This window comes from Hydrogenophaga bisanensis (assembly GCF_042665135.1).
GTDB classification, from domain to species: Bacteria; Pseudomonadota; Gammaproteobacteria; order Burkholderiales; family Burkholderiaceae_C; genus Hydrogenophaga; species Hydrogenophaga bisanensis.
Genome location: NZ_JBHTBX010000004.1, coordinates 103,546 through 128,914, shown reverse-complemented (window position 1 = coordinate 128,914; position 25,369 = coordinate 103,546). Strand labels below are relative to the sequence as shown.

22 protein-coding genes are annotated in these 25,369 nt (G+C 64.5%); 5 read left to right on the top strand and 17 right to left on the bottom strand.

Annotated elements, in window-relative coordinates:
• Entirely contained in the window at window positions 1-1,323 is a 1,323-nt protein-coding gene (locus ACFQNJ_RS07570) for a homoserine dehydrogenase (protein WP_382255634.1), read from the bottom strand.
• Window positions 1,324-1,430: 107 nt separating this feature from the next.
• Window positions 1,431-2,657 (bottom strand): pyridoxal phosphate-dependent aminotransferase, encoded by a 1,227-nt coding sequence (locus tag ACFQNJ_RS07565; protein WP_382255631.1) that lies wholly within the window; start codon window positions 2,655-2,657, stop codon window positions 1,431-1,433.
• 176 nt (window positions 2,658-2,833) lie between these two features.
• Between ACFQNJ_RS07565 and ACFQNJ_RS07560 the strand changes: the two genes are divergently transcribed.
• The 3 genes from ACFQNJ_RS07560 (at window position 2,834) to ACFQNJ_RS07550 (ending at window position 5,795) form a co-directional block, all read left to right on the top strand.
• Window positions 2,834-3,214 carry an Mth938-like domain-containing protein gene (locus ACFQNJ_RS07560; protein WP_382255628.1) on the top strand — a complete coding sequence of 127 codons (381 nt, stop codon included), beginning with the start codon at window positions 2,834-2,836 and terminating at the stop codon, window positions 3,212-3,214.
• Between the two features lie 155 nt (window positions 3,215-3,369).
• Window positions 3,370-3,846, top strand: coding sequence for a peroxiredoxin (locus tag ACFQNJ_RS07555; protein WP_374639992.1), 477 nt, complete (start codon window positions 3,370-3,372; stop codon window positions 3,844-3,846).
• 188 nt (window positions 3,847-4,034) lie between these two features.
• Window positions 4,035-5,795 (top strand): PhoH family protein, encoded by a 1,761-nt coding sequence (locus ACFQNJ_RS07550; RefSeq protein ID WP_382255626.1) that lies wholly within the window; start codon window positions 4,035-4,037, stop codon window positions 5,793-5,795.
• Window positions 5,796-5,834: 39 nt separating this feature from the next.
• Here the strand turns inward: ACFQNJ_RS07550 and dnaB are convergent, their stop codons facing one another.
• The 8 genes from dnaB to ACFQNJ_RS07510 all read right to left on the bottom strand — a co-directional run bounded on the left by dnaB (window position 5,835) and on the right by ACFQNJ_RS07510 (window position 11,734).
• Window positions 5,835-7,268, bottom strand: coding sequence for a replicative DNA helicase (dnaB, locus tag ACFQNJ_RS07545; RefSeq protein ID WP_374639990.1), 1,434 nt, complete (start codon window positions 7,266-7,268; stop codon window positions 5,835-5,837).
• Between the two features lie 193 nt (window positions 7,269-7,461).
• Window positions 7,462-7,914, bottom strand: a complete 453-nt coding sequence (gene rplI, locus ACFQNJ_RS07540; protein WP_374639989.1) for a 50S ribosomal protein L9 — start codon at window positions 7,912-7,914, stop codon at window positions 7,462-7,464.
• A 13-nt stretch (window positions 7,915-7,927) separates the two neighbouring features.
• Entirely contained in the window at window positions 7,928-8,209 is a 282-nt protein-coding gene (rpsR, locus tag ACFQNJ_RS07535) for a 30S ribosomal protein S18 (RefSeq protein ID WP_234264856.1), read from the bottom strand.
• A gap of 12 nt (window positions 8,210-8,221) precedes the next feature.
• Window positions 8,222-8,509: a primosomal replication protein N gene (priB, locus tag ACFQNJ_RS07530; protein WP_374639988.1), complete on the bottom strand. Its 288-nt coding sequence runs from the start codon at window positions 8,507-8,509 to the stop codon at window positions 8,222-8,224.
• Window positions 8,510-8,531: 22 nt separating this feature from the next.
• The gene (gene rpsF, locus ACFQNJ_RS07525; protein WP_374639987.1) at window positions 8,532-8,897 is read right to left on the bottom strand and encodes a 30S ribosomal protein S6; all 366 of its coding nucleotides are present in this window, start codon (window positions 8,895-8,897) and stop codon (window positions 8,532-8,534) included.
• Window positions 8,898-9,022: 125 nt separating this feature from the next.
• The gene (locus ACFQNJ_RS07520) at window positions 9,023-11,143 is read right to left on the bottom strand and encodes a sodium:solute symporter family protein (RefSeq protein WP_382255620.1); all 2,121 of its coding nucleotides are present in this window, start codon (window positions 11,141-11,143) and stop codon (window positions 9,023-9,025) included.
• Window positions 11,140-11,403, bottom strand: a complete 264-nt coding sequence (locus tag ACFQNJ_RS07515) for a DUF4212 domain-containing protein (RefSeq protein WP_374639984.1) — start codon at window positions 11,401-11,403, stop codon at window positions 11,140-11,142. The genes ACFQNJ_RS07520 and ACFQNJ_RS07515 overlap by 4 nt, the downstream gene beginning before the upstream one ends.
• Before the next feature lie 34 nt (window positions 11,404-11,437).
• A complete protein-coding gene (locus ACFQNJ_RS07510; RefSeq protein ID WP_382255617.1) occupies window positions 11,438-11,734 on the bottom strand; it encodes a hypothetical protein in 297 nt (98 codons plus the stop codon).
• A gap of 139 nt (window positions 11,735-11,873) precedes the next feature.
• Here ACFQNJ_RS07510 and ACFQNJ_RS07505 point away from each other — a divergent pair, with 139 nt between their 5' ends.
• Window positions 11,874-13,748 carry a putative nucleotidyltransferase substrate binding domain-containing protein gene (locus ACFQNJ_RS07505; RefSeq protein ID WP_382255614.1) on the top strand — a complete coding sequence of 625 codons (1,875 nt, stop codon included), beginning with the start codon at window positions 11,874-11,876 and terminating at the stop codon, window positions 13,746-13,748.
• An 18-nt stretch (window positions 13,749-13,766) separates the two neighbouring features.
• Here the strand turns inward: ACFQNJ_RS07505 and ACFQNJ_RS07500 are convergent, their stop codons facing one another.
• The 5 genes from ACFQNJ_RS07500 to ppsA all read right to left on the bottom strand — a co-directional run bounded on the left by ACFQNJ_RS07500 (window position 13,767) and on the right by ppsA (window position 21,881).
• A complete protein-coding gene (locus ACFQNJ_RS07500; RefSeq protein ID WP_382255612.1) occupies window positions 13,767-15,965 on the bottom strand; it encodes a 3'-5' exonuclease in 2,199 nt (732 codons plus the stop codon).
• Window positions 15,962-16,336 (bottom strand): response regulator transcription factor, encoded by a 375-nt coding sequence (locus ACFQNJ_RS07495; protein WP_374639980.1) that lies wholly within the window; start codon window positions 16,334-16,336, stop codon window positions 15,962-15,964. The genes ACFQNJ_RS07500 and ACFQNJ_RS07495 overlap by 4 nt, the downstream gene beginning before the upstream one ends.
• 20 nt (window positions 16,337-16,356) lie before the next feature.
• Window positions 16,357-19,104, bottom strand: coding sequence for an ATP-binding protein (locus ACFQNJ_RS07490; RefSeq protein WP_382255608.1), 2,748 nt, complete (start codon window positions 19,102-19,104; stop codon window positions 16,357-16,359).
• 10 nt (window positions 19,105-19,114) lie between these two features.
• The gene (locus tag ACFQNJ_RS07485) at window positions 19,115-19,336 is read right to left on the bottom strand and encodes a hypothetical protein (RefSeq protein WP_374639978.1); all 222 of its coding nucleotides are present in this window, start codon (window positions 19,334-19,336) and stop codon (window positions 19,115-19,117) included.
• A 151-nt stretch (window positions 19,337-19,487) separates the two neighbouring features.
• Window positions 19,488-21,881, bottom strand: a complete 2,394-nt coding sequence (gene ppsA, locus ACFQNJ_RS07480; protein WP_382255605.1) for a phosphoenolpyruvate synthase — start codon at window positions 21,879-21,881, stop codon at window positions 19,488-19,490.
• Between the two features lie 244 nt (window positions 21,882-22,125).
• Here ppsA and ppsR point away from each other — a divergent pair, with 244 nt between their 5' ends.
• Entirely contained in the window at window positions 22,126-22,947 is an 822-nt protein-coding gene (gene ppsR / locus ACFQNJ_RS07475; protein WP_382255602.1) for a posphoenolpyruvate synthetase regulatory kinase/phosphorylase PpsR, read from the top strand.
• Window positions 22,948-22,993: 46 nt separating this feature from the next.
• Here ppsR and ACFQNJ_RS07470 read toward each other — a convergent pair whose 3' ends face one another.
• A complete protein-coding gene (locus ACFQNJ_RS07470; RefSeq protein ID WP_374639975.1) occupies window positions 22,994-23,377 on the bottom strand; it encodes a hypothetical protein in 384 nt (127 codons plus the stop codon).
• Window positions 23,378-23,507: 130 nt separating this feature from the next.
• On the bottom strand, window positions 23,508-25,361 hold the full coding sequence (locus tag ACFQNJ_RS07465) for a sodium:solute symporter family protein (protein WP_382255599.1): 1,854 nt from the start codon (window positions 25,359-25,361) through the stop codon (window positions 23,508-23,510).
• Window positions 25,362-25,369: the final 8 nt, after the last annotated feature.

Sequence of the window (25,369 nt, the reverse complement as noted above, 5' to 3'; positions counted from 1 at the left end):
TCAGTTCAGCTCTTCTTTTCGGATGCGGGTGATCGGCGCCAGCACGCTGGGCAGTGCCTGCATCTGCGCGATCACATCGTTCATCGTGCCCTCACGCGTGTCGTGCGTGAGGATGATCAGGTCGGTGGAGGTCGAACCCTCGCCGCCCACCTCATCGGCTTCGCGCTGCAGCACCGCGTCGATGCTGATGCCGGCGCCGGCCAGCAGGCCGGTCACCTGGGCGAGCACGCCGGCCTGATCGGCGACGCGAAGGCGCAGGTAATAGCTGGTGACGACCTCGCTCATGGGCAGCACGGCCATGTCGCTCATGGCATCGGGCTGGAAAGCCAGGTGCGGCACGCGGTTGAGGGGATCTGCGGTGTGCAGGCGGGTGATGTCCACCAGGTCGGCAATCACAGCCGAGGCGGTGGGCTCGCTGCCGGCGCCCTTGCCGTAATACAGCGTCGTGCCCACGGCATCGCCGTGCACGACGACCGCGTTCATCGCCCCTTCGACATTGGCAATCAGGCGCTTGGCCGGGACCAGACTGGGGTGCACGCGCAGTTCCACACCCTTGGCCGTGCGCTTGGTGATGCCCAGCAGCTTGATGCGGTAGCCCAGCTGCTCGGCATAGCGGATGTCGGCCGCACCCAGCTTGGTGATGCCCTCCACATAGGCCTTGTCGAATTGCACCGGGATGCCGAACGCAATGGCGCTCATGAGCGTGGCCTTGTGCGCCGCGTCCACGCCTTCGATGTCGAAGGTCGGGTCGGCTTCAGCGTAACCCAGGCGCTGCGCCTCCTTGAGCACCACGTCGAAGTCCAGTCCCTTGTCCCGCATCTCGGACAGGATGAAGTTGGTCGTGCCGTTGATGATGCCGGCAATCCACTGGATGCGGTTGGCGGTCAGGCCTTCGCGCAGGGCCTTGATGATGGGAATGCCACCGGCCACCGCGGCCTCGAAGGCCACCATCACACCCCTGGCCGACGCGGCGGCAAAGATCTCGGTGCCATGCACCGCCAGCAGCGCCTTGTTGGCCGTGACGACGTGTTTGCCGGCGGCAATCGCTTCAAGCACCAGCGCCTTGGCGATGCCGTAGCCGCCGATGAGTTCGATAACGATATCGATGTCGGGGTTGGCAATGACCTGCCGGGCGTCGTTCACCACCTGGACGTCAGGGCCGACCACGGACTGCGCACGCGCCACATCCAGGTCGGCCACCATGGTGATCTCGATCCCGCGGCCGGCGCGGCGCTGAATTTCCTCCTGGTTGCGCTTGAGCACGTTGAACGTGCCGCTGCCCACAGTGCCAATGCCCAGCAGGCCTACTTGGATCGGTTTCATGCTTGTCTCATTCCAGAAATAACACGGGTGCGGGATCGCACCCCCTCATGTTGCCGGCAACCCGGTCGGCAATGGATGCCCAACCGTGCCAGCATGGATGCCACGGCTCAGGTGCCGTGGCGGTGTCGCCACTGCTCCAGGAACTTGGCCAGGCGGTTGATCGCCTCGCGCAGGTCGTCCTCGTGCGGCAGGAAGACAATACGGAAGTGCTGGTTGTCCGGATAGTTGAAACCCGACCCCTGAACCAGCATCACCCGTGTGGCGCGCAGCACTTCCATGAAGAACTGACGGTCGTCCTCGATGGGATACATCCTGGGATCGAGCTTGGGGAACATGTACAGGGCCGCCTGCGGCTTGACACAACTCACCCCTGGGATCTGGGTGATCAGCTCATAGGCCAGATCGCGCTGGCGGCGCAGCCGCCCACCCTCCTTGACCAGGTCCTTGATGCTCTGGTAGCCCCCCAGCGCGGTCTGGATCGCCCACTGACCCGGCACGTTCGAGCCGAGCTTGAGGTTGGCCAGCATGTTCAGGCCTTCAATGAAGTCCTTGGCAATCTCCTTCGGGCCGGACAGCACCATCCAGCCAGCGCGGTAGCCGCAGGAACGGTAGGCCTTGGACAGGGAATTGAAGGTCAGCGTCAGCACGTCGGTCGACAGGCTGGCCATGGCGGTGTGCGTCACGCCGTCGTACAGCACCTTGTCGTACACCTCATCGGCCAGCAGCACCAGGCCGAACTCGCGGGCCAGCGCCACGATGCCCTGGAGCAGTTCGTCGCTGTAAAGCACACCGGTGGGATTGTTGGGGTTGATGACCACGATGCCCTTGGTGCGCGGCGTGATCTTGGCCCGCATGTCGGCCAGATCAGGCTGCCAGCCGTTGTCCTCGTCGCAGCGGTAGTGCACCGGCGTTCCGCCGGACAGGCTGGTCGCTGCCGTCCACAGGGGATAGTCCGGTGAAGGTACCAGCAGCTCGTCGCCATTGTCCAGCAGCGCATTGGCGGCCATCACGATCAGCTCGCTGGCACCGTTGCCCAGGTAGATGTCTTCCAGGGTCACGCCGACCACCCCCTGCTGCTGGGTGTAGTGCATGACCGCCTTGCGCGCCGCAAAGATGCCCTTGCTGTCCGAATAGCCCGCCGAATTGGGCAGGTTGCGGATCATGTCCTGCTGGATTTCCTCGGGCGCATCAAAGCCGAACGGCGCCAGGTTGCCGATGTTCAGCTTGATGATCTTCTGGCCCTCGTCCTCCATCTGCTTGGCCGCGTCGACGATCGGGCCCCGAACGTCGTACAGCACATTGGCCAGCTTGGCGGATTTCTGGATGGTCTTCAAGGTCCCTCCGGTCGGGGTGTCGGTCAGGTCTTATGGGGCAGGCTCGGCGGATCCCGAAAGGCAGCGCTATAGTACGAAGACAGACGCGGGCCTCATGGGGAAACCTCCAATTTGAACACAGTTCGGGGAACCACTTTTCCCTTGGACCTCCGGCCGCACCCCCCCGCCAGCCCACCATGAAACTGCACGCCGACCGACCCGACCAATACAGCATCACCTCCTACGGCGAGGACTGGATCGCGGTCAATGGACAACGCCACGCCGGATCGCTGATCATCTCGTCCGACACGGGGGTGCGTTCCTGGTCGTGCCCCAGCTTCGAGCAGATTGCCGAGGCGCACTTCCAGGAACTTCTGCTGCCGGCCACTCCCGTCCCGGAGCTGGTGCTGTTCGGCAGCGGCCAGCGCCTGCGCTTCGTGCACCCGGCGCTGCTGCGCGGCCTGATCGGCCAACGGATCGGTGTCGAAACCATGGACACCGTGGCGGCCTGCCGCACCTTCAACATCCTGGCGGCCGAGGGTCGACGAGTGACAGCGGCCCTGCTGGTCGGCGCCTGACAGCCCGGCGATCCGGTATTGACCCGGTGTTCAGGGTAAAATACTGGATTGCTTCCTGCCGTGCCGCCTTCGGCAGCCCAGCCTGCGGTGACCGCGCACGATGCAACCGGGAAGCCAACGAATCTCCACCAACTCACGTCAGGGGCACTCGCAGCATGGCAGTCGTTGTCAACAAACCCATACCCGAATTCGAAGCCCAGGCCACCGGTGGCATCAAGGTCAGCCACCAGTCGCACCTGGGCCAGACGCTGGTGCTGTATTTCTACCCCAAGGACAACACCCCAGGCTGCACCACCGAGGCCATGCAGTTCCGCGACAAGTACAAGGACTTCGTCAAGGCGGGCGCCCTGGTGTTCGGTGTCTCCCGCGACAACATGAAGTCCCACGACGACTTCAAGGCCAAGCTGGAACTGCCCTTCGAACTCATCGCCGACACCGAAGAGAAGATGTGCCACATGTTCGGTGTCGTCAAGAACAAGATCATGTACGGCAAGAAGGTCAAGGGCATCGAGCGCAGCACCTTCCTGATCGGTGCCGACGGTATTCTCAAGCAGGAGTGGCGCGGCCTGAAGGTGCCGGGTCACGTCGAAGAGGTGCTCAAGGCCGTCAAGGCACTCAAGAAGTCCGCCTGATACCCGGGCGATGCCGATACGCCACGGAGCGCTTGGCGTGTCACGGGAGTCATGCATAATGGTTTCATGACTTCACGAAGTCTGATTGCCCTCTCATCCCCCAGCGCCTCCAGCGCTGCCCCAGAAGCCGCCCGGTTGTCCCGGCGGCTTTTTGTTTGCCCGAACGCTGGCTGACCGGCCCCAGATCCATGCCCCTGCCCCCCGCCCCCACCAAACGCGCTGCCCTGCTCTCTCCGGAGGACTATCACCTGAAGGCTGTGGCCGACGAAACGCCGGCGCCCGCCACTGTGCCCGCGCCAGCGGCGCCTGCAGCGACGGCGCAGACCACCGGCCGATCACGCACACGCACCGCATTGCCCAAGACAGAGACCGCGCCGGCGGCCACGCCAGCGCCGGCCCGGGGGCGCCGCCATGGAGCAGAGTCTGGCGGCAAGACATCGCGAAGAAAGCCCGAGGACGCGCCAGCACGCGCACAGGCTGTCATGGAAGCCACGGTGGCCGCGCCTGCGCCTGTGCCTGCCCGGCGCAAGGCCGCCAGCACCCGATCTGCCGGCCAGGGGCCGGCGCGCCTTTTCGTGCTGGACACGAACGTGCTGCTGCACGACCCGATGAGCCTGTTCCGCTTCGAAGAACACGACATCTTCCTGCCGATGATCGTGCTGGAGGAACTGGACGGCCACAAGAAAGGCATGACCGAAGTGGCCCGCAACGGCCGCCAGACCAGCCGCAACCTCGACGCCCTGGCGGCCCAGGCCGGAGGCGACATGGCCAAAGGTCTCAAGCTGTCGGCCACCGGCCATCACGCCGCGCGCGGTCTGCTGTTCTTCCAGACCGAGCCGCTGCTCAATGACTTGCCGGCCAGCCTGCCCCAAGGCAAGGCGGACAACCAGATCCTGGGGGTGGTACACGCACTGCGCCAGAAGCACCAGGACCGCGAAGTGATTCTGGTGTCCAAGGACATCAACATGCGGGTCAAGGCGCGTGCGCTGGGCCTGGCCGCCGAGGACTACGAGAACGACAAGACGCTGGATGATGGCGAGCTGCTGTACTCCGGTGCCCTGGCCCTTCCCCAGGACTTCTGGACCCGCCAGAGCAAGACCATCGAAAGCTGGCAAAGCGGCAGCCACACCTTCTATCGCGTCAGTGGTCCGGCCGTGGGGCAGTTCCACATCAACCAGTTCGTGTATTTCGAGGCACCCGGCGAGCCCTCGCTCTATGCCCGGGTGACCGAGATCCGGGACAAGACGGCCGTCCTCAAGACGCTCAAGGACTACACCCACCTGAAGAACGCCGTCTGGGGCGTCACCAGCCGCAACCGCGAGCAGAACTTCGCGCTGAACCTGCTGATGGACCCGGAAATCGACTTCGTCACGCTGGCGGGCACAGCCGGCACCGGCAAGACGCTGATGGCCCTGGCCAGCGGCCTGACGCAGGTGCTGGACGAGCGCCGCTATACCGAAATCATCATGACACGGGCCACCGTCAGTGTGGGCGAGGACATCGGCTTCCTGCCCGGTACCGAGGAAGAAAAGATGGGCCCCTGGATGGGCGCGCTCGACGACAACCTGGAGTTCCTGGCCAAGGGTGACGTCGGCGGGGCCGGCGAATGGGGGCGCGCCGCCACCAACGAACTGATCCGCAGCCGCATCAAGGTCAAGAGCATGAACTTCATGCGCGGCCGTACGTTCATGAACAAGTACGTCATCATCGACGAGGCGCAGAACCTGACGCCCAAGCAGATGAAGACACTGATCACCCGGGCGGGACCTGGCACCAAGATCATCTGCATGGGCAACCTGGCCCAGATCGATACGCCCTACCTGACCGAGGGTTCGTCCGGCCTCACCTACGCCGTGGACCGCTTCAAGGGCTGGCCGCACGGTGGCCACATCACCCTGGCCCGTGGGGAGCGTTCACGTCTGGCGGACTTCGCCAGCGAAGTCCTGTAAGCCGCTTGCGCCACCGAAACGGCGGCGCAAGCTGGCACATCAGAAGTCGTCGGTGCCGCCCGCCAGGCTCTCGAAGCGGGTGAGCATGTTCAGGAAGGCCAGCTTCACGGTGCCGGTGGGGCCGTTACGCTGCTTGCCGATGATGATCTCGGCCACCCCCGGCTCCTTGCAGGTCTCGCGGTTGTAGTACTCGTCGCGGTAAATGAACATGATGATGTCCGCGTCTTGTTCGATGGCGCCGGATTCGCGCAAATCGGACATCATGGGGCGTTTGTCGGTGCGTTGCTCGACCGAGCGGTTGAGCTGGGACAGGGCAATCACCGGGCACTGCAACTCCTTGGCCAGCATCTTGAGGCCCCGCGAGATTTCGCCGAGTTCCGTTGCCCGGTTGTCGCCACCGGCGGCGCTGGAGCCGCTCATCAGCTGCAGGTAGTCGACGACGATCAGGCCCAGCTTGCCGCACTGGCGGGCCAGACGCCGCGCATTGGCCCGCAGTTCACTGGGCGTCAGTCCCGGCGTCTCGTCAATGTGCAGCGACACCGTGCGCAGCTTTTCGATGGCTTCCGTCAGGCGCGGCCATTCGTCGTCGGTCAGCTTGCCAGTCCGAAGGTGACCCTGGTTGATGCGACCGATGGAACCGACAATACGCACCGCCAGCTGGGCGGCGCCCATTTCCATGGAGAACACGGCAACCGGCAAGCCCTCATTCAGGGCCACGTGCTCGGCAATGTTGATGGCAAACGCGGTCTTGCCCATGGAGGGACGGGCGGCCAGCACCACCAGGTCGCCGGCCTGCAGACCCGAGGTCATGCGGTCCAGATCGACAAAGCCGGTCGGCACGCCGGTGACGTCGTTGGGGTTGTCGGCCATTTCCTGCACACGGTCGAGCAGGTCGACGACCAGCTTGTCCATGGACTGGAAACCCTCCTTCATCCGCGAGCCTTCCTCGCCGATGTGGAAGATCTTCTGCTCGGCCTCGTCCAGGATCTTGGCCACCGGCCTGCCCTGCGGGTTGAAGGCCGAGGTGGCGATCTCGTCGCTGGCCGCCACCAGCTTGCGCAGGATGGCGCGTTCCCGGACGATTTCGGCGTAGCGGCGGATGTTGGCCGCACTGGGCACATACTGCGCCAGCGAGTTCAGATAGGCCAGACCACCCGCCTCTTCGGCCTTGCCCTGGTTCTGCAGGTGCTCGAACACCGTGACCACGTCGGCCGGCTTGCTGGCATTGACCAGCGTGGCCACCGACGAAAACACCAGACGGTGCTCATAACGGTAGAAATCCGAATCGTTGATCAGGTCGGCCACCCGATCCCAGGCCGCGTTGTCCAGCAACAGGCCTCCCAGCACGCTGGACTCGGCCTCGATCGAATGCGGTGGCACCCTCAGCTGGGCGATCTGGCGGTCGGCACTGAAGCCGCCATCTTCAAAGCCGGGTTCGAAAGGGGACAGGGAGCTGGAGAAGGCGTCGGACATGGCTGCAGGTCAAAACCCGATGGTACGGTGCGATCCGCCCGTTGTCAGGGGACAAGTCTGTGGATAAACGGTGCAACGGCGGTGGGCATCCGGTGTGTCGACCACCGGTAGCGCCCAGCCATGAAAAAAGCCGCCAGCCCGGAGGCGGCGGCTTCATGGCAACCCGGCCAAGACGGCCGGACTGCGGTGGTGATCAGGCGGTCTCGCCGAGCACCGTGACGTTGACGTCGACGTTCACGTCGGTGTGCAGGTGCACCTGGACCGTGTAGTCGCCAACCATCTTGAGAGGGCCGTTGGGCATGCGGACCTGGGCCTTGGCCACGGCGAAACCCATCTTGACCAGCTCTTCGGCCACGTCGTGGTTGGTCACGGAACCGAACAGGCGACCGTCCACGCCGGCCTTCTGGGTCAGCTTGACGGTGGCGGCGGCAACCTTCTCACCCAGGGCCTGGGCTTCAGCCAGCTTGGCGGCCGCGGCCTTTTCGAGCTCGGCGCGGCGGGCTTCGAAGTCGGCGATGGCCGACTTGGTGGCACGGCGTGCACGGCCGGTGGGGATCAGGAAGTTGCGGGCGTAGCCGTCCTTGACCTTGACCACATCACCCAGGGCACCCAGGTTGATGACTTTGTCGAGAAGAATGATTTGCATGTCAGTTTCCCTTTCAGACGCGGTGCTGGTCGCTGTAGGGCAGCAGGGCCAGGAAGCGGGCACGCTTGATGGCGGTGGTCACCTGGCGCTGGTAGATGGCGCGGGTGCCGGTCAGGCGGGCGGGGATGATCTTGCCGTTTTCGGCGATGAAGTCACGCAGGACGTCCACGTCCTTGTAGTCGACTTCTTCCACGCCAGCCACGGTGAAGCGGCAGAAGCGCTTGCGCTTGAACAGCAGCGACTGGGTGTTGCGCTTGGGGCGCTTGTCTTTGTTGAAACGCTTGGGTGCAGCCATGATGGGCCTCTCCTATGTTTTGCTGAATGCTTGGATATGGAACACGACGCCTTTGCCGTTGCGGGCGTTGCCCAGGAACCCTTCAAACCTGCAAACCGAATCGAGTCCTTGTCTGGACAGGGTTTCGGCCATGGCACCGAAGGCAACCGCCTTCACCTGCAGCTTCACGGTTCTTGGGGTATCCAGCTCGGTGACCATGGACTCGTGCTCAAGCACGAGGTTCAGGGCCGGTATGCCTGCCGGCGTGTAGCGCAGGTTCTGCACCTGCACCACCGACGCGGTCAAACAGAGCTGGTTCACCCGTTCAGGCTGGGCTGGCGCCTCAGGCCGAAGCCTGCTCCTGCTGGGCCTTGCGAGCTTCTTCGCGCTCGACCGACTTCATCATCGAGGAAGGACCGGTTTCGGCCTTCTTCTTCTGGACGGTCAGCTGGCGCAGCACGGCGTCGTTGAACTTGAAGGCGTGCTCCAGTTCAGCCATCACAGCCTGGTCGGCTTCGATGTTCAGGCACAGGTAGTGGGCCTTGGACAGCTTGTTGATCTGGTAAGCCAGTTGGCGGCGGCCCCAGTCTTCAACACGGTGGATCTTGCCGTTGCCGGCCGTGATCATGCCCTTGTAGCGCTCCAGCATGGCCGGAACCTGTTCGCTCTGATCCGGGTGGATCAGCAAAACGATCTCGTAATGACGCATGGACTCTCCTTGTGGATTGAACAACCGCTCCCGGCGTCGGACGGGATGCGGCAAGGCAAGCCCAACATTGTAGCAATTTCAGGTCAGCGTGACAAATCCGCTTCCGACGGGGCCATGCTGTGGCGTCAGAGGGGGCGGTCGTCCTTTGCCCCGCCCGCCTTGCCCGGCAACCGGATGCCCTCGACGAGGGCCCGGGTCGCCCCGTCCGGGCGTGGCGAGACCAGACTGACGAGAATGATCACGGCAAAGCCGACCGGCACGCCAAACACGCCGGCGGAAATGGGCTGGATACCCCACCACAGCTCCACGGGTGACGTGATGCCGAAGACAGCGCGCAGCCAGGGCTGCGTGGTGGCCATGTAGTAGAAGGTCATGGCCAGGCCAGCGATCATGCCCAGGGATGCGGCCAGGCCGTTGGCCCGCTTCCAGAAGATACCCAGCACCAGGGCCGGAAAGAAGGCCGCGGCCGCAAACGAGAACGCCGCCGACACCAGGAAAAGGATGTCGGCCGGCTTCTGCGCCGCCACGTAGGCCGCCATGAGCGCCACCACCAGCAGGAGCACCTTGGAGATCGTGACCCGCCGGGCCGTGGAGGCGTTCGGGTCGATCATCTTGTAGTACAGATCGTGGGACAGGGCACTGGCAATCGTCAACAGCAGGCCATCGGCCGTGGACAAGGCCGCCGCCAGCCCACCGGCGGCCACCAGGCCCGAGATCACGAATGGCAGCCCTGCGATCTCGGGCATCGCCAGTACCAGAATGTCGCCGCCGATGGTCAGCTCGTTGAGCTGCAGCTTGCCATCCTGGTTGACATCGTTGACCGACAGGAGCGCCGGATCCACCCGGTTCCAGGTGCTGATCCATTGGGGCAGCTGGTCCATGGGCGTGCCGACCAGCCCGTGAAACACCTCGAACTTGATCATCACCGCCAGCGCCGGCGCCGTGAAGTACAGCAGGCAGATGAACAGCAGTGACCAAGCCACCGATTTGCGCGCCTCCTGGACATCGGGCACGGTGTAGTAGCGCATGAGGATGTGCGGCAGCGCCGCCGTGCCCACCATCAGGCAGAACACCAGGGCCAGGAAGTTGCGTCTTGATTCTTCGTATTCCCGACGCTCTGCCAGGCTCCCCTGCGGATCGCCGGTGAAGGGGATCGCATGCGGGGGCATGCCATTGAGGGGCTTGGACTTGGTGTCGGCCTCCTGTTTCTGACGCGTCCACAGTGCGACCGCCGCATCCACATCCCGGGGCAGCATGGCCAGCTGCCGCTCTGCCGCCGCCGTCTGGGACAGAGACGCGCCCTCCTGCCTCAGACGGCTGAGCCGCTCCTCGGCCTGCTGACGGTCGGCCAACATCGCGGCGGCCGGGTCGCTGAGCTTGTCGGCCAGTTCCTGGGCACGCTGGCGGTAGATGTCGCGCACCTCCACCTCGGTCGGATCATGGGTGAGCAGGCGCTCTTTGGCCGTGACCTTTTCCAGCTGGAATCCGTAGATGGCCTGTGGCACCGGCACACCGGTCTGCTTGACCGACAGCCACAGGACCGGTACCAGGTAGGCAATGATGATCACGATGTACTGGGCGACCTGGGTCCAGGTGACCGCGCGCATGCCCCCGAGGAAAGAGCACACGAGGATGCCCCCGAGACCCAGAAAGATGCCCAGTTCGAAGGCCACACCCGTCAGGCTGGCCGTGATCAGACCGACGCCGGAAATCTGTGCCACCACGTAGGTGAACGAACAGAGGATGGCGGCGGCAATGCCGAGCAGGCGCGGCAGGTGGCCGCCATAGCGCTCACCCAGGAAGTCCGGAATGGTGAACTGGCCGAACTTGCGCAGGTACGGGGCCAGCAGCAGGGCCACCAGGCAATAGCCTCCGCTCCACCCCATGACGAAGGCCAGTCCGTTGTAGCCGGTGAGGTACAGCGTGCCAGCCATGCCCATGAAGGAGGCGGCAGACATCCAGTCGGAGCCGACCGCCATGCCGTTGTAGATCGCCGGCACGCGCCGACCGGCCACGTAGTACTCGGTGGCGTCGGTGGTCCGGCTCATGATGCCGATGCCGGCATAGACCCCGATGGTGACCATCAGGAAGATGGAACTGATCCACTCCCGGGACAGGCCGAGCTGTTCCAGCACGGCCAGCATCACCACCAGCAGGATGAAGCCCGCCGTGTAGACCTGGTACACGCGGTCAAGCTGCCGCTTGAAGCTGGGTCCCGAATCGGGTGGACGTCGCCAGAGGCTCACGCGCGATCCCTCCGCTCCTGCTCCTCCAGGGCCTTGTCCAGGCGCCCCATGGCCACCGCATAGACGGTGATGATGATCCCGTAAATCAGCAAGCTGCCCTGCGCCGCCATCCAGAAACTGAAGGGCCAGCCGAAAAAGGTGAAATCCAGTTCACGCGCAAAGAAGCTGACGCCAAAGGTGACCAGGAACCACAGCACCAGCAGGCCCAGCGTGAGGCGAAGCGTGGTCCGCCAGTAGCGGATGCGCTGTTGGACGCTCATGCAGCAAACGCCTTCCCGTTGAGGAGACAGGCCATCACCGGCAAGCCTCCGGTCCGATCTCCAAACAGTGCCCGATCTTGGCGACCGTGATGAGCACCCAGGCCAACGCCAGCGTGGCGAAGGTGAGCACCGACACATGACGGTCCAGGATCGCGCGGGGCAACAGCCAGCGCATGAGCCGCACGAAAGGGCTGCCCACGGCCCGAAGCAGCTGATAGAAGACGTTGCGCTGGCGTCCCTGCCCCGCCATCAGCCCGACCACCCCCTGCCCCAGGAGGGATAACAGGGCGACCTCGACGATGACTTTGGCGGACACAAGAAACAGGAGCATGGGATTGGCCACAGGGTCACGCCATTCTGAGTCGGGCGCTGACTGAATTCTTACATTGGCGATCGGGACTTCACTGATGCAGGTCAAGGCGTGCGGTGGTAGACCTTGAGCAAACAGACTCAACGTGTAGCATGCCAGAATGGACCAAACTACCAGCAGCGCAACACCCTTTCCCGCCGACAGGCTGTCTGGTCACCGTGTGTTCGGACAGCTCGCGCCCCAGGACCAGGCGCTGATTGCGGCGGGTGCGCGGACCGGACAGCATCAGGATGGCGACATCGTCGCCGACCGCGATGGGCTTCACGAGTGCCTTCATTGGGTACTCGACGGACAGGTGACGCTGCAGGATTCGGAAGGCAAGGCGCTGCTGGAACTGGGCGAAGGCGAGTGGTTTGGTGGCGGCATGGGGGCGGCACTGCCGGTATCGGTCGTGGTCGCCAAAGGACCGTGCCAGGTCGCCCTTCTGGACCTGTCAGTCCTTTCGGATGTCGCTTTGCGGGCACCGGCCCTGCTGCATTTCCTGCCGCAGCATCACGGGCACGCGAATGGCCCAGCGGGCAGCGTGGCGACCCGCAGCGGTGGCGACCCGGCCCTGAACCTGATGACGACGCCTGTGCGTTCGCTGATCAAGCGTCCGCCCATCACGCTCAGCCCGCAGACCACGATCCGGGATGCGGCCCAGGTCATGAGCGAACAGCGGGTGTCCTCGGTGCTGATCACCGAACGCGATCACCTGTTCGGGCTGGTGACCGACCGCGACTTGCGCAACCGGGTGATTGCGGCGGGGATGGACACGTCCAGGCCCATTGCCGACATTGCCACGCTGGCGCCCATGACCATCGATGTGCAGAACCCAGCCTTTGACGCGCTGCTGCTGATGGCGCGGCACAACATCCACCATGTGCCGGTGCTCGACGGTCAGCGCATCGCGGGCATGATCACGGCCACCGATCTCACCGAGCAGCACAGCACCTCGGCGGTGTACCTGGCGGGCGACGTCTACAAGCAGAAGACGGTGGAAGGCCTGCAGTCCATCAGTGCGAAGGTGGGCCGGCTGCAGCAGAACCTGGCGGCCGCCGAGGCCTCGGCGTACAGCACGGGGCACATCGTCACGGCAATCACCGACGCGATCACCTGCCGGCTGCTGCAGTTGGGTGAGGCACAACTGGGGCCGCCGCCGGTCGACTACGTGTGGGTGGCGGCCGGGTCCCAGGCGCGCAACGAGCAGACCGCCAAGTCCGATCAGGACAACTGCATGGTGTTGGACGACAGCTATGACCCGGCGCAGCACGGCGAGTACTTCCGTGCCCTGTCGCAGTATGTGTGCGATGGCCTAAATGCCTGCGGCTACGTCTACTGCCCGGGAGAAATGATGGCGATGACCGATCAGTGGCGCCAGCCGCGTCGACGGTGGGCCGACTATTTTGCCCGATGGACCGGACAGCCGGACCCGAAAGCGCTGATGCTCACCTGCGTGTTCTTCGATCTGAGGGCCGTCTACGGGCAATCGGCGCTGCTGGACGGCCTGCGTCAGGACGTCCTGGCACAGACCCGGGGCAACACGATCTTCCTGGCCTACATGGTGGGCAACGCGCTGACCCACCAGCCCCCGCTGGGCATGTTCAAGGGCCTCTCCACCATTCGCAGTGGCGAGCACAAGGGCACGATCGATCTGAAGCACACCGGGGTGGTGCCCATCGTCGATCTGGCCCGGGTGTATGCCCTGGCGGGGGGCGATCCGGCCGTCAACACGCACGATCGCCTGCTCGGTGCGGCGGCCGGTGGAGCCATCAGTGAAGACAGCGCACGGGATCTGAGGGACGCACTGGAGTTCCTGGCCTTCACGCGCATCCAGCATCAGGCCAGGCAGATTGCTGCAGGCCAGAGGCCCGACAACTTCCTCAACCCCGACGACATCTCCAGCTTCGAGCGCAGCCAGCTCAAGGATGCGTTCGGGGTGGTGCAGTCGCTGCAGGGCGTTTTGGGCCAGCGCTATCAGGCCGGCCGCTTCTGACGCCTTGGGCGACGCCGCTCAGTACTTGAGGCGGGCGTAGTAGGTCTTCTCGGCGGCTTCCCGGGCCTGTCCCAGCGTGTGGATGCCTTTTTCGGCCAGCAGCGGGATCAGGCGCAGCAGCACCTCGGCGGTGACGATGGCATCACCCAGAGCCGTGTGGCGGCCGATGATGGTGATGTTGAACCGCTCCGCAATCGCCTCCAGTCGGTGAGAGTCCTGATGGGGATGAACCACGGCCGATAGCAGCAGCGTGTCCAGCACCGGATGGTCGAAGCTCAGCCCGGTGCGCTTTTCCTTGAGCTGCAGGAAGCGCATGTCGAAGGCGGCGTTGTGGGCCACCAGCACCGTGTCCTGGGCGAAGGCGTGAAACGCGGGCAAGACCTGGTCGATCGTGGGCTGGCCCACCACCATCTCGGGCTGGATGCCATGAATCGGAATGCCTTCCGGCGGGATCGGACGCTGCGGATCCACCAGCTGCTCGAAGCACTCCTGCCGCAGCAGCTTGTTGTTGACGATGCGCGCGGCACCGATCTGGATGATCTCGTCCCCCTGTGACGGATTGAGGCCCGTGGTCTCGGTGTCGAAGACCGTATAGACCAGGTCCACCAGCCGCCGGTCGTCCAGACTGCGGGTGAGCTCGGTGGACTTGAACAGATCGAAGTCGTAGTACTCCGGTCGGCTGCTGACCTGCAGCACGGCAGCCACCGCTTGCTGTGCCTGCTCCACCGACGTGGCCACCGGCAGCAGGAACCGGAAGAAGGCCTCGTGCCGCTGGCGTTCGCGCTCGAACCAGAACGCGCCGTTGTGACGGTCAATGACGTCGCGAACACTCAGGCGGGTGCTTTCGCCTCCCACCGTCATGGCATCCATTTCCCAGCTCATCACGGTTTCGGTGCTCATGGCCTGACCGGACCAGACGAGGTCCAGATGCGCCTTGCCCTTGGTGGATGGGTCGGGCGCCAGCCGCAAGTGCAGCACCCGGACACCGAACTCGTCGCCCAACCTGCCAGCCAGATAGACCAGTGCCTGAAGCAGGGAGAAGCTCTCGACGTTCAGCCACAAGGATGGGTCCACCGAGGACGCCGAAGCCGATACCCCGGTGACCGCCTCGATGCGACGAAGTGCGGCGGCCACGAAATCGGCGCCAAGCATCTCCTCCAGCGGCCAGCGCGTCTGGATCGTCTGGGTAGCATCCCCTTCGAGTTCACCGATGCGCTGTCCGAGCGTGCGGGTTTCGTCCCGGATCACCCCCAGGAAGCGCTCGCGCATCGCCGGTTCCAGATCCGGGTAGTCCAGCATGTCCAGCGCGGCCTGCATGTTGGCCAGTGCTGCGCGGCTGCGCTCGGTCAGGGTGTGGAGCACCCGGTCACGCGCCGCCTCGGCCTCGAAATCACGGGTGATGTTGTCCAGCATCAGCACGAAGCCCGTCAAGGCCTCGGTGGTCTCCTGTGGCGTACCGGACGGCGCACGCACGGGCGCCATCTGTACCCGGAGGAACTGGCCGGACGCGGTGGCCGTCACGAACTGCGCCGACGGCTGCGATGCCCCGCGCAGGATGCGCTGCTGGATGTTCTCCAGCGCATGCGCGACCAGCTTGCGGTCAAACACGCTGTAGATGGATCGCCCCAGACCAATGATCTCCGCGCCACCGGCCACGCCCGGTGCCTGGGACAGGGCCTTGAACTGCAGACGGGCACGGTTGTTGTAGAGGAGGATGCGACCGTCCAGGTTGCAGACCACCACGCTCTGGGTCAGCTCGGACATCAGTGCCGCCAGCCGACCGCGCTCCTGCTCGATCCCGCGGGCCACCTCGGCGACCCGTTCATCCATTTCCCGGCGCAGGGCTTCGCGCTGCTCGACCAGCTGATTGAACAGCCGGGCCAGCTCGCGCGTCTCGACGTTGCCCTTGAGCGCAAGCGCCCGCACCACGTCCGTGCGCAGCACCACCTGGGCCTCCTCGGCCAGCTGGACGGATGGCGTCACCCAATGGTCAAACCATCGCTTGAGCCCCCAGGCGATGGCCGCCATGCCCGCGCTCCAGGTCAGGAGAATCAGCACCAGCCGATCCCCCACGAGTGACCAGACGGTGGCGCGATCATCAGTCTCGAGGGTGGCTCCGATCAGCCCGATGGTGGCCAGCAGCCACAGCACCGACAAGGCCGCCGCGGCGCCCAGCAGCCACCACAACCGGCGGTCTGTCTTCTGCTGCGCACTCATGCGGCGTCGCCCAGCAGTTCGTGGATCTTCTGTACGAGTTCGCGGGTGGAAAACGGCTTGGTCATGTAGGCGTTCGCACCCAGGGCCAGCCCCTTGGCCACGTCGGTGTCGCGGCCCTTGGCAGTCAGCATCACGATGATCACGCCCTTGTAGGCATCGTTGGCCCGCACCTCGTGGCAGACATCGAAGCCAGTCTTGACCGGCATCATCACGTCCAGCAGAACCAGGTCCGGCTGCTCCCTGCCAATGGCTTCGATGGCTTCCTGTCCATCACGCGCCGTGACCACCTGGTAGCCCTCCCGCTTCATCAGGAACTCCAGGGAGACCAGGATGTTGGGCTCGTCGTCGACGATCAGGATCTTGTGACTCATGCGCTTGTACTCCTCTTGTGTCAGTGTGTCTCTTCACCGCGGCCACGGGCGTCCAGTGGCAGCTCGACCCCGAAGCAGGCACCCTGCCCCGGCGTCGAGGTCAGCCAGAGACGACCGCCGAAGTGCTCGACGATCTGGCGGCTGATCGGCAGCCCCAACCCCGTTCCTCCGGGCCGGTAGTGCTGGTCGCCGGCCACCTGCCGGAACTTCTCGAACACCATGGCCTGCTGGTCCGGCGGAATGCCGGGACCGTTGTCCTTCACCTCGAACGACACCCGCCGCGCATCCGCCCACAGGTGCACGTTCACGATGCCCGTATCGCGGGGGGCGTACTTGGCCGCGTTCGACAGCAGGTTCAGCACCACCTGGGTCAGTCGGTCCGCATCTGCCCAGACCATCGGTACCGCATCGGGCAGGGACAGCACCAGGCGGATACCCCGCTCGCGAAACGTTTCCGCCATGCTGCCGGCCGACTGCTCCAGCACCTGCCTGAGGTCCACATTGCTGGCATGCCAGTCGGCCTGACCCGACTCGATCTTGGCCATGTCCAGCACCTGGTTGACCAGCCGGCTCAGACGCTCGGCCTCCGCCACAATGATGTCCAGAAACTGCTGCCGCTGGGCACCGTCCATGTCAGGATCGTCGTGCATGAGTTCCGACAATGCTCTGATCGAGGTCAAAGGGGTGCGCAGCTCGTGGGTGACCGAGGACATGAAATCGTCCTTCAGGCGGTCCAGGCTCTTGAGCTTCTCGTTGGCCTCCCTCAGTTCGGCGGTCGCCCGCTCCAGCGACTGGGACTTCTCCTCCAGGGCGTGCGAGTACGCCCGCAGCTGCGACGCCTCATCGAGGATGCGCATGACCCCGTCCAGGTCCAGCGCCTCTTCATCCACCGCCGAAGCCACCATCACGCGGGCCGAGGCACTGCCGATCGCCCCGGCCAGCTGGGTTTCCACAAACTGCACCAGACGGGCATCCGGCACGATCTGGGCGACATCGGCAACGCCCGTCTGGCGGGCATAGTCGCGCAGCAATTGCTCAGCCCTGGCGGCCCCCAGAAAGCGCGTCATCAGGCCACGCAGCTCGGACACCTGGGCCTTGCCCCGCCAGAACACCGGCCGGGCGCCGGCCTGGCGGTGGAACACATCAACGAACAGCAAGGCCTGGCTGGCCTCGGCTGCCGAGGGCGGACGCCAAAGCGACAGTCCCACGTAGGCGGCCAGGTTGACCAGCAGGCTCCAGAAGAGCGAATGGGTCAGGTTGTCCAGCCCGTGCAGGCCCAGCAGCGCTTCAGGCTTGAGCCAGGCCAGGCCCCAGAGGCCGTTCTGCAGGAAATCGTCGGCCAGCCAGCCCGACTTGGCCAGCGACGGCAGCATCAGGGTATAGGCCCAGAGGGCAAAGCCCAGCAGCAGGCCGCCCATGGCTCCGCGGCGCGTGCCGCCCTTCCAGTACATGCCTCCCAGCATGGCGGGAGCGAACTGGGCCACCGCCGCGAAGCTGATCAGGCCGATGCTCACCAGGGCATAGGCCTCACCGGCCAGGTGAAAGTACAGATAGCCCAGCAGCAGGATGCCCAGAATGGCCAGCCGCCGGATGGTCAGCAGCAGACCGGTCAGGTTGCCGCTGCGGGAGGCACTGAAGCGCCGCATCCTGAGCAGCAAGGGCATCACCAGGTCGTTGCAGACCATGGTGGAGACGGCAATGGCCTCGACGATGACCATGCCGGTGGCCGCCGACAGACCGCCGACGAAGGCCAGCAACGCCAGCGCGGTCTGACCCTCGGCCAGCGGCAGGGACAGCACAAAAGTCTCCGGGTTGAACGGCCGGTCACCAAAGTACAGCAGGCCGCCGATCGCAATCGGCAGCACAAATACGTTGATCAGCAGCAGGTAGGTGGGAAACACCCAGACCGCGCGCCGCAGGTGCTGTTCCTGAACGTTCTCCACCACCATTACCTGGAACTGGCGCGGCAGCAGGATCACCGAAAACATGGCCAGCAGTGTCATGCCCATCCACTGCGCGTAGGGAAATGGCTGGCCCTGACCGAACAGCAGCAGGCGGCGAATCCGGGGCTCGGCGTCGGCCTGCGCAAAGATGTCCTGCATGCCCTGGAAAAGGCCCCAGGTGACGAAGACGCCGACGGCCAGAAAGGCCACCAGCTTGACCAGCGATTCGACGGCTATGGCGGCCACCATGCCCTCGTGCCGCTCCGTGCTGTCCAGGTGACGGGCACCAAAAATGATGGTGAAGCCGGCCAGGGCCAGGGCCACATACAAGGTCGTGTCCTGCCACCAGGGCACGGCCGGGGAGGCCACGCCGCCCAAGGGCTGGGTCAGCACGGCAAACGCGCTGGCCACGCCCTTGAGCTGCAGGGCTATGTAGGGAATGATGCCGACCACGGTGATCAGGGTCACCAGTCCGGCGAGCCACTGGCTCTTGCCGTAGCGGCTGGCGATGAAGTCGGCAATCGAGGTGATGCGATAGGTACGCGAGATCCGGATCATCTTGCGCACCACCATCCACGCCAGGATCATGGCCAGCATGGGGCCCAGGTAGATGGGCAGGAACCACACCCCCGAACCGGCGGCCCGCCCCACGCTGCCAAAGTAGGTCCATGCGGTGCAGTAAACCCCCATCGACAGGGCGTAGACCCATGCATTGCCGATGACCGAGCGGCCTTGGCGCGAACGGGCATCGGCCCAGTAGGCCACGGCAAACAGCAGCAACAGGTAGGCAAACGAGACGGCCACCACCAGCGCGACGGGGATCATGGGTGCGTCCTCAGTCGGTGGTGTCGGGTTCCCGGGCCGACCCCGGCCGCTCGACCACCCAGGCGACGGCCACGATCAGCGCCGCCCAGATGCCGAACAGTGCCAGCGGAAACAGGGGCAGGCCCCAGACGCGCAGGTCATGGTCCCAAAGGGCCAGCAGCGGAAAATTCAACAGCAGCAGCGCCGCCACGAACAGCGCCGCGAGCCGTTGTGCCACCAGGCCTTCGAACATCTCTGCGTCTCCAGGGTGCGGTCGGCCATGGCCCACCGCTTTGTCTGGCTCCATTGTGCGTCCGGCACTGACCCTGTGCTTACTGCGCCGCCACAAAAAAGGGCGGCCGGTGTCGCCACCGCCGCCCTTTTCCAACTGACCGGAGACCGGATCAGCCTGCCGCCAGCAACTGCCAGGTGTCCACCACGGAATCCGGGTTCAGCGAGATCGAGCTGATGCCCTCGTCGCGCAGCCACTGGGCGAAATCCGGGTGGTCGCTGGGGCCCTGACCGCAGATGCCCACGTACTTGCCCTCCGCCTTGCAGGCGCCGATGGCCAGCTTGAGCAGCGCCTTGACCGCCGGATCGCGCTCGTCAAAGTCGTGCGCCAGCAGTTCCAGACCCGAGTCGCGGTCCAGACCCAGGGTCAGCTGGGTCAGGTCGTTGGAGCCGATCGAGAAGCCGTCGAAGTACTGCAGGAAGTCGTGCGCCAGCACCGCGTTGCTCGGGATCTCGCACATCATGATGAGCTTGAGATCGTTCTCGCCCCGCTTGAGGCCCTTGGCCGCCAGCAGCTCGGTCACCTTGCGCGCCTGCTCCAGCGTGCGCACGAAGGGCACCATCACCTGCACGTTGGTCAGGCCCATGTCCTCGCGCACGCGCTTGAGGGCCTCGCACTCCATGGCGAAGGCTTCGGCGAAGTCCTCGCTGATGTAGCGCGCCGCACCGCGGAAGCCCAGCATCGGGTTCTCTTCGTCCGGCTCATAGCGGCTGCCACCGACCAGCTTGCGGTATTCGTTGGACTTGAAGTCCGACAGGCGCACGATCACCGGCTTGGGCCAGAACGCAGCGGCAATCGTCGCCACGCCCTCGGCCACCTTGTCCACATAGAAGGCACGCGGGCTGGCGTGGCCACGGGCCACGGATTCCACCGCCTTCTTCAGGTCGGCGTCGATGGCCGGGTAGTCCAGGATAGCCTTGGGATGGACACCGATGTTGTTGTTGATGATGAATTCCAGACGGGCCAGACCCACGCCACCGTTGGGGATTTGGGCGAAGTCGAAGGCCAGTTGCGGGTTGCCGACGTTCATCATGATCTTGACGTCGATGGGCGGCATCTCGCCCCGCTTGACCTCGGTGACTTCGGTTTCCAGCAGGCCGTCGTAGATGTGACCGGTGTCGCCCTCAGCGCAGCTGACGGTGACCAAGTTGCCATCCTTGAGCGTGTCGGTGGCGTTGCCGCAGCCCACCACGGCCGGGATGCCCAGTTCGCGCGCGATGATGGCCGCGTGGCAGGTACGACCGCCGCGGTTGGTGACGATGGCGCTGGCGCGCTTCATCACCGGCTCCCAGTTCGGGTCGGTCATGTCGGTGACCAGCACGTCCCCAGGCTGCACCTTGTCCATCTCGCTGATGTTGTGCACCAGGCGCACCGGACCAGTACCCACCTTCTGGCCGATCGCGCGACCGCTGGCCAGCACCGCGCCCTTGCCCTTGAGCTTGTAGCGCATCTCCACCTTGCCGGCGGCCTGGCTCTTGACCGTCTCAGGACGGGCCTGCAGGATGTAGAGTTGTCCGTCGGTGCCGTCCTTGCCCCACTCGATGTCCATCGGGCGGCCATAGTGCTGCTCGATCACCAGCGCGTAGTGCGCCAGTTGCTCGACCTCGGCGTTGGTCAGGCTGTAGCGGTTGCGCAGTTCGACGGGCACGTCCACCGTCTTGACCAGCTTCTTCGTTGCGGCCTTCTCTTCGGGCGTCGAGAACACCATCTCGATGAGCTTGCTGCCCAGGTTGCGGCGGATCACGGCCTGCTTGCCGGCCTTGAGCATGGGCTTGTGCACATAGAACTCGTCGGGGTTCACGGCGCCCTGCACCACCGTCTCGCCCAGACCGTAGCTGGAGGTGATGAACACCACGTCCTCAAAACCCGATTCGGTGTCGATGGTGAACATCACGCCGGCGGCACCCAGGTCGGAACGCACCATGCGCTGCACACCGGCGGACAGAGCCACGTCGGCGTGGGCAAAGCCCTTGTGCACGCGGTAGCTGATGGCGCGGTCGTTGTACAGGGAGGCGAACACCTCCTTCATCTTGTGCAGCACATCGTCAATGCCGTGCACGTTCAGGAAAGTCTCCTGCTGACCGGCGAAGGACGCGTCGGGCAGGTCCTCGGCGGTGGCGGAAGAGCGCACAGCGAAAGACGCATCCGGGTTGCCTTCGCTCAGGCGTGCGAACTCTTCGCGGATGGCCTTTTCCAGGTCGGCCGGGAAAGGCTGCGCCTCGACCATGGCACGGATCTCGGCGCCGGCTTCGGCCAGCGCGCGCACGTCTTCGGTATCGAGTGCATCCAGGCGCGCATTGATGCGATCCGTGAGGCCGTCGAACTTCAGGAACTCGCGGAAGGCGTGGGCCGTGGTGGCGAAGCCGGTGGGCACCTTCACGCCTTGAGGCAACTGCGAAATCATCTCGCCAAGGCTGGCGTTCTTGCCGCCGACGATCTCGACGTCGGTCATTCGCAGTTTTTCAAACGGCACGACCAGAGCGGTCGGCTCAAACAGGTTGGACATGGAAGACTCCTAAGGTTAAAAAACCGGGGGCTCCATGCACCGTGCGTCGACCTGTCGTTCTGTTATGGGTCCGGCAGCGGGCAAAGGGCTGAAATCAGGGCTGGCCGGATAATGCAGTCATTGCCGGCCGAAACAGCCGCCCATTGTAGGCGGCCCATCGGGTGAGCGTCACCAGATCAGCTGTCAAAGAGCTGAAAGGTGCGCCGATCGGCTGTGAAATTTCCTCTACCGAGCGAGAGCTGACATGCCCAACCGCACCGTATTCTTTGTGTCCGACGGCACCGGCATCACCGCCGAAACCTTCGGCAACGCCATCCTGGCGCAGTTCGAGACCCCCATGCGCCGGGTGCGCCTGCCCTTCCTGGACAGCGTGGACAAGGCGCATCAGGCGGTGCGGCAGATCAACCACACCGCCGAAATCGAGGGCAAGCGGCCGCTGGTATTCACCACCGTCGTCAATGAAGAGGTGCTCGCGGTGTTCAAGACCCACTGCCAGGGCCGGATGATGGACATGTTCGACACCTTTGTTCAGCCCATTGAGGAAGAACTGGGCATCAAGTCCAACCACCGGGTCGGGCGCTTCTCGGACGTGACCCGAAGCAAGGAATACCACGACCGTATCGAGGCCATCAACTTCTCGCTGGCCCACGACGATGGACAGAGCAACACCGATCTCGAGAGCTCGGACGTGATCCTGGTGGGGGTGAGCCGCAGCGGCAAGACGCCCACGTCACTGTACCTGGCCATGCAGCACGGCCTCAAGGCATCAAACTACCCGCTGATCCCCGAGGACTTCGAACGGCGCAAGCTGCCGCCCGCCCTGCTGCCTCACCGCAAGAAGATTTTCGGTCTGACGATCGCGCCGGAACGGCTGTCCGAGATCCGCAACGAACGCCGGCCCAACTCACGCTATGCCAGCCTGCAGAACTGCCGCATGGAAGTGGCCGAGGCCGAGGCCATGATGCGGCGCGAGGGCATCCGCTGGCTGTCGACGACGACCAAATCGATCGAGGAAATCGCGACCACGATCCTTCAGGAACTGCGACCCGAGCGGCTGGAATACTGAGAACGGCGCGCTGCATGGCGCAGCCTGCACCGCCGGCCATCCAGGCTCAGCCCTTGGCCTTCTTCTCCCGCGCCTCGGCCGACTTCCTGGCCAGCGCCGTCATGCCCCCATGCGCATGGCGGCCCAGCGCGAACGACAGGAACAGCTTCATCCACAAGGTGGAACCGGCGATCGCGATCCAGTCCTCACTGGCCAGCGCCTGAAAACCCAGCACCGCCACCAGCACGCCCACCATCACCACGCCACCGACCAGGTTGATGGCCATCTCGTAGGGGGCGTATTTCTCTGCGTTGGGCGGTGGCAGGCCCTTTTTCAGGGCCACCTCGGAAAAGTCGCGCTTGATAAGAATGCGCCAGGCCCTGCGCAGCCAGAAGAACGCCACCGGAAACAAGGCCAGCAGGAAGATCCAGTTGAAGATGAAGATGCTCATGCCATCCAGTCGATAGGTCGGGTGCGGACTGCACCCTTTGCTCGGATTCTCTCAATAAAAAACCCCGTTGGTCACCCAACGGGGTTTCCGGTCAGGGGATCTTCATCCCCTGCAGGTGTTGCTCACACCATCAGTGAGCCACGGCACCACCCGCGCCCTTGGGCACGCGGACGGATTCGACCAGCTCGGCGATGTGGGCCGGCACCGGCTTGGTCATCTTGCTGACGATGAAGGCGACAGCGAAGTTGACGATGGCACCCACCGTACCGAAGGCTTCCGGCGTGATGGTGAAGAAGCTGTTCGCGCCACCGATCATGTCGGTGAACTCGGTGCCCTTGATGAAGAAGATGCCCTTGTGTGCGAACACATAGAACAGGGTCACGAACAGACCTGCCAGCATGCCGGCGGAGGCGCCCTTGTCGTTGATGGACTTGCTGAAGATGCCCATCATGATGGCCGGGAAGATCGTCGAGGCAGCGATACCGAAGGCCAGGGCCACGGTACCGGCTGCGAAGCTCGGCGGATTCAGACCCAGCCAGCCCGAGATCACGATGGCCACGGCCATGGAGATCTTGCCAGCCAGCAGTTCGTTCTTCTCACTGATGTTCGGGTTGATGGCACCCTTGATCAGGTCGTGCGACACGGCCGAGGAGATGGCCATCAGCAAACCGGCGGCGGTGGACAGCGCGGCCGCCAGACCACCGGCAGCCACCAGCGCGATCACCCAGTTGGGCAGCTTGGCGATTTCCGGGTTGGCCAGCACGATGATGTCGGCGTTCACGGTCAGCTCGTTGCCCTTCCAGCCGGCGGCCTCGGCCTTGCCCTTCACGACTTCGTTCTTGGTGGCGTCGTTGTAGAACTGGATGCGGCCGTCACCGTTCTTGTCGGTGAACTTCAGCAGACCGGTCTTTTCCCAGCGCTTCATCCACTCCGGACGGTCTTCGTACTTCAGGCTGGCTTCAGGAGCAAACATGTCGCCGTTGGCCTTGACCACGTCGGACTTCACCACCATCTGGCCATCAGCACCAGAACCAATACCCACAGCGGTGTTGACCGTGCCGAACAGGTTCAGGCGGGCCATGGCGCCGACGGCAGGCGCGGTGGTGTACAGCAGGGCGATGAAGACCAGGGCCCAGCCGGCGGAGGCACGGGCGTCAGAGACCTTGGGCACGGTGAAGAAGCGGACGATCACGTGCGGCAGACCGGCGGTACCGATCATCAGCGACACGGTGTAGAAGAACATGTTCAGCGTCGAACCGGCCGAAGTGGTGGTGTACTTGCCAAAGCCCAGGTCGGTCACCACCTGGTCGAGCTTGGCCAGCAGGGACACGTCGGTACCCGCCAGAGAAGAGCTCAGGCCCAGCTGCGGCAGGAAGTTGCCGGTGAGGTTCAGGGAGATGAAGATGGCAGGCACCACGTAGGCCAGGATCAGCACGATGTACTGGGCCACCTGGGTGTAGGTGATGCCCTTCATGCCGCCGAACACCGCGTAGAAGAACACGATGGCCTGGCCGATGTAGATACCGGTTTCGCTGGACACGCCCAGGAAGCGCGAGAAGGTCACGCCCACACCGGTCATCTGACCGATGATGTAGGTGGTGGAAGCCACCAGCAGGCAGATCACCGCCACGGTACGGGCCGTCTGCGAGTAGTAGCGGTCACCGATGAACTGGGGCACGGTGAACTTGCCGAACTTGCGCAGGTACGGGGCCAGCAGGCAGGCCAGCAGCACGTAGCCACCAGTCCAGCCCATCAGGAACACGGCGCCGCCGTAGCCCATGTTGGAGATCAGGCCGGCCATCGAGATGAACGATGCTGCCGACATCCAGTCGGCGGCCGTGGCCATGCCGTTGGTGATGGGGTGCACGCCGCCACCGGCCACGTAGAACTCGGAGGTGCTGCCAGCACGCGCCCAGAAGGCGATGCCCAGATAGAGCGCAAAGGTTGCGCCGACGACCACGTAGGTCAGGGTTTGAAGATCCATGGTGTGGT

Excerpts from the sequence above, each read along its gene's own strand:
- ACFQNJ_RS07570 (WP_382255634.1), bottom strand. The coding sequence starts at position 1,323 with ATGAAACCGATCCAAGTAGGCCTGCTGGGCATTGGCACTGTGGGCAGC.
- ACFQNJ_RS07560 (WP_382255628.1), top strand. The coding sequence starts at position 2,834 with ATGAAACTGCACGCCGACCGACCCGACCAATACAGCATCACCTCCTAC.
- ACFQNJ_RS07555 (WP_374639992.1), top strand. The coding sequence starts at position 3,370 with ATGGCAGTCGTTGTCAACAAACCCATACCCGAATTCGAAGCCCAGGCC.
- ACFQNJ_RS07550 (WP_382255626.1), top strand. The coding sequence starts at position 4,035 with ATGCCCCTGCCCCCCGCCCCCACCAAACGCGCTGCCCTGCTCTCTCCG.
- dnaB (WP_374639990.1), bottom strand. The coding sequence starts at position 7,268 with ATGTCCGACGCCTTCTCCAGCTCCCTGTCCCCTTTCGAACCCGGCTTT.
- rplI (WP_374639989.1), bottom strand. The coding sequence starts at position 7,914 with ATGCAAATCATTCTTCTCGACAAAGTCATCAACCTGGGTGCCCTGGGT.
- rpsR (WP_234264856.1), bottom strand. The coding sequence starts at position 8,209 with ATGGCTGCACCCAAGCGTTTCAACAAAGACAAGCGCCCCAAGCGCAAC.
- rpsF (WP_374639987.1), bottom strand. The coding sequence starts at position 8,897 with ATGCGTCATTACGAGATCGTTTTGCTGATCCACCCGGATCAGAGCGAA.
- ACFQNJ_RS07515 (WP_374639984.1), bottom strand. The coding sequence starts at position 11,403 with ATGAGCGTCCAACAGCGCATCCGCTACTGGCGGACCACGCTTCGCCTC.
- ACFQNJ_RS07510 (WP_382255617.1), bottom strand. The coding sequence starts at position 11,734 with ATGCTCCTGTTTCTTGTGTCCGCCAAAGTCATCGTCGAGGTCGCCCTG.
- ACFQNJ_RS07505 (WP_382255614.1), top strand. The coding sequence starts at position 11,874 with ATGGACCAAACTACCAGCAGCGCAACACCCTTTCCCGCCGACAGGCTG.
- ACFQNJ_RS07500 (WP_382255612.1), bottom strand. The coding sequence starts at position 15,965 with ATGAGTGCGCAGCAGAAGACAGACCGCCGGTTGTGGTGGCTGCTGGGC.
- ACFQNJ_RS07495 (WP_374639980.1), bottom strand. The coding sequence starts at position 16,336 with ATGAGTCACAAGATCCTGATCGTCGACGACGAGCCCAACATCCTGGTC.
- ACFQNJ_RS07490 (WP_382255608.1), bottom strand. The coding sequence starts at position 19,104 with ATGATCCCCGTCGCGCTGGTGGTGGCCGTCTCGTTTGCCTACCTGTTG.
- ACFQNJ_RS07485 (WP_374639978.1), bottom strand. The coding sequence starts at position 19,336 with ATGTTCGAAGGCCTGGTGGCACAACGGCTCGCGGCGCTGTTCGTGGCG.
- ppsA (WP_382255605.1), bottom strand. The coding sequence starts at position 21,881 with ATGTCCAACCTGTTTGAGCCGACCGCTCTGGTCGTGCCGTTTGAAAAA.
- ppsR (WP_382255602.1), top strand. The coding sequence starts at position 22,126 with ATGCCCAACCGCACCGTATTCTTTGTGTCCGACGGCACCGGCATCACC.
- ACFQNJ_RS07470 (WP_374639975.1), bottom strand. The coding sequence starts at position 23,377 with ATGAGCATCTTCATCTTCAACTGGATCTTCCTGCTGGCCTTGTTTCCG.
- ACFQNJ_RS07465 (WP_382255599.1), bottom strand. The coding sequence starts at position 25,361 with ATGGATCTTCAAACCCTGACCTACGTGGTCGTCGGCGCAACCTTTGCG.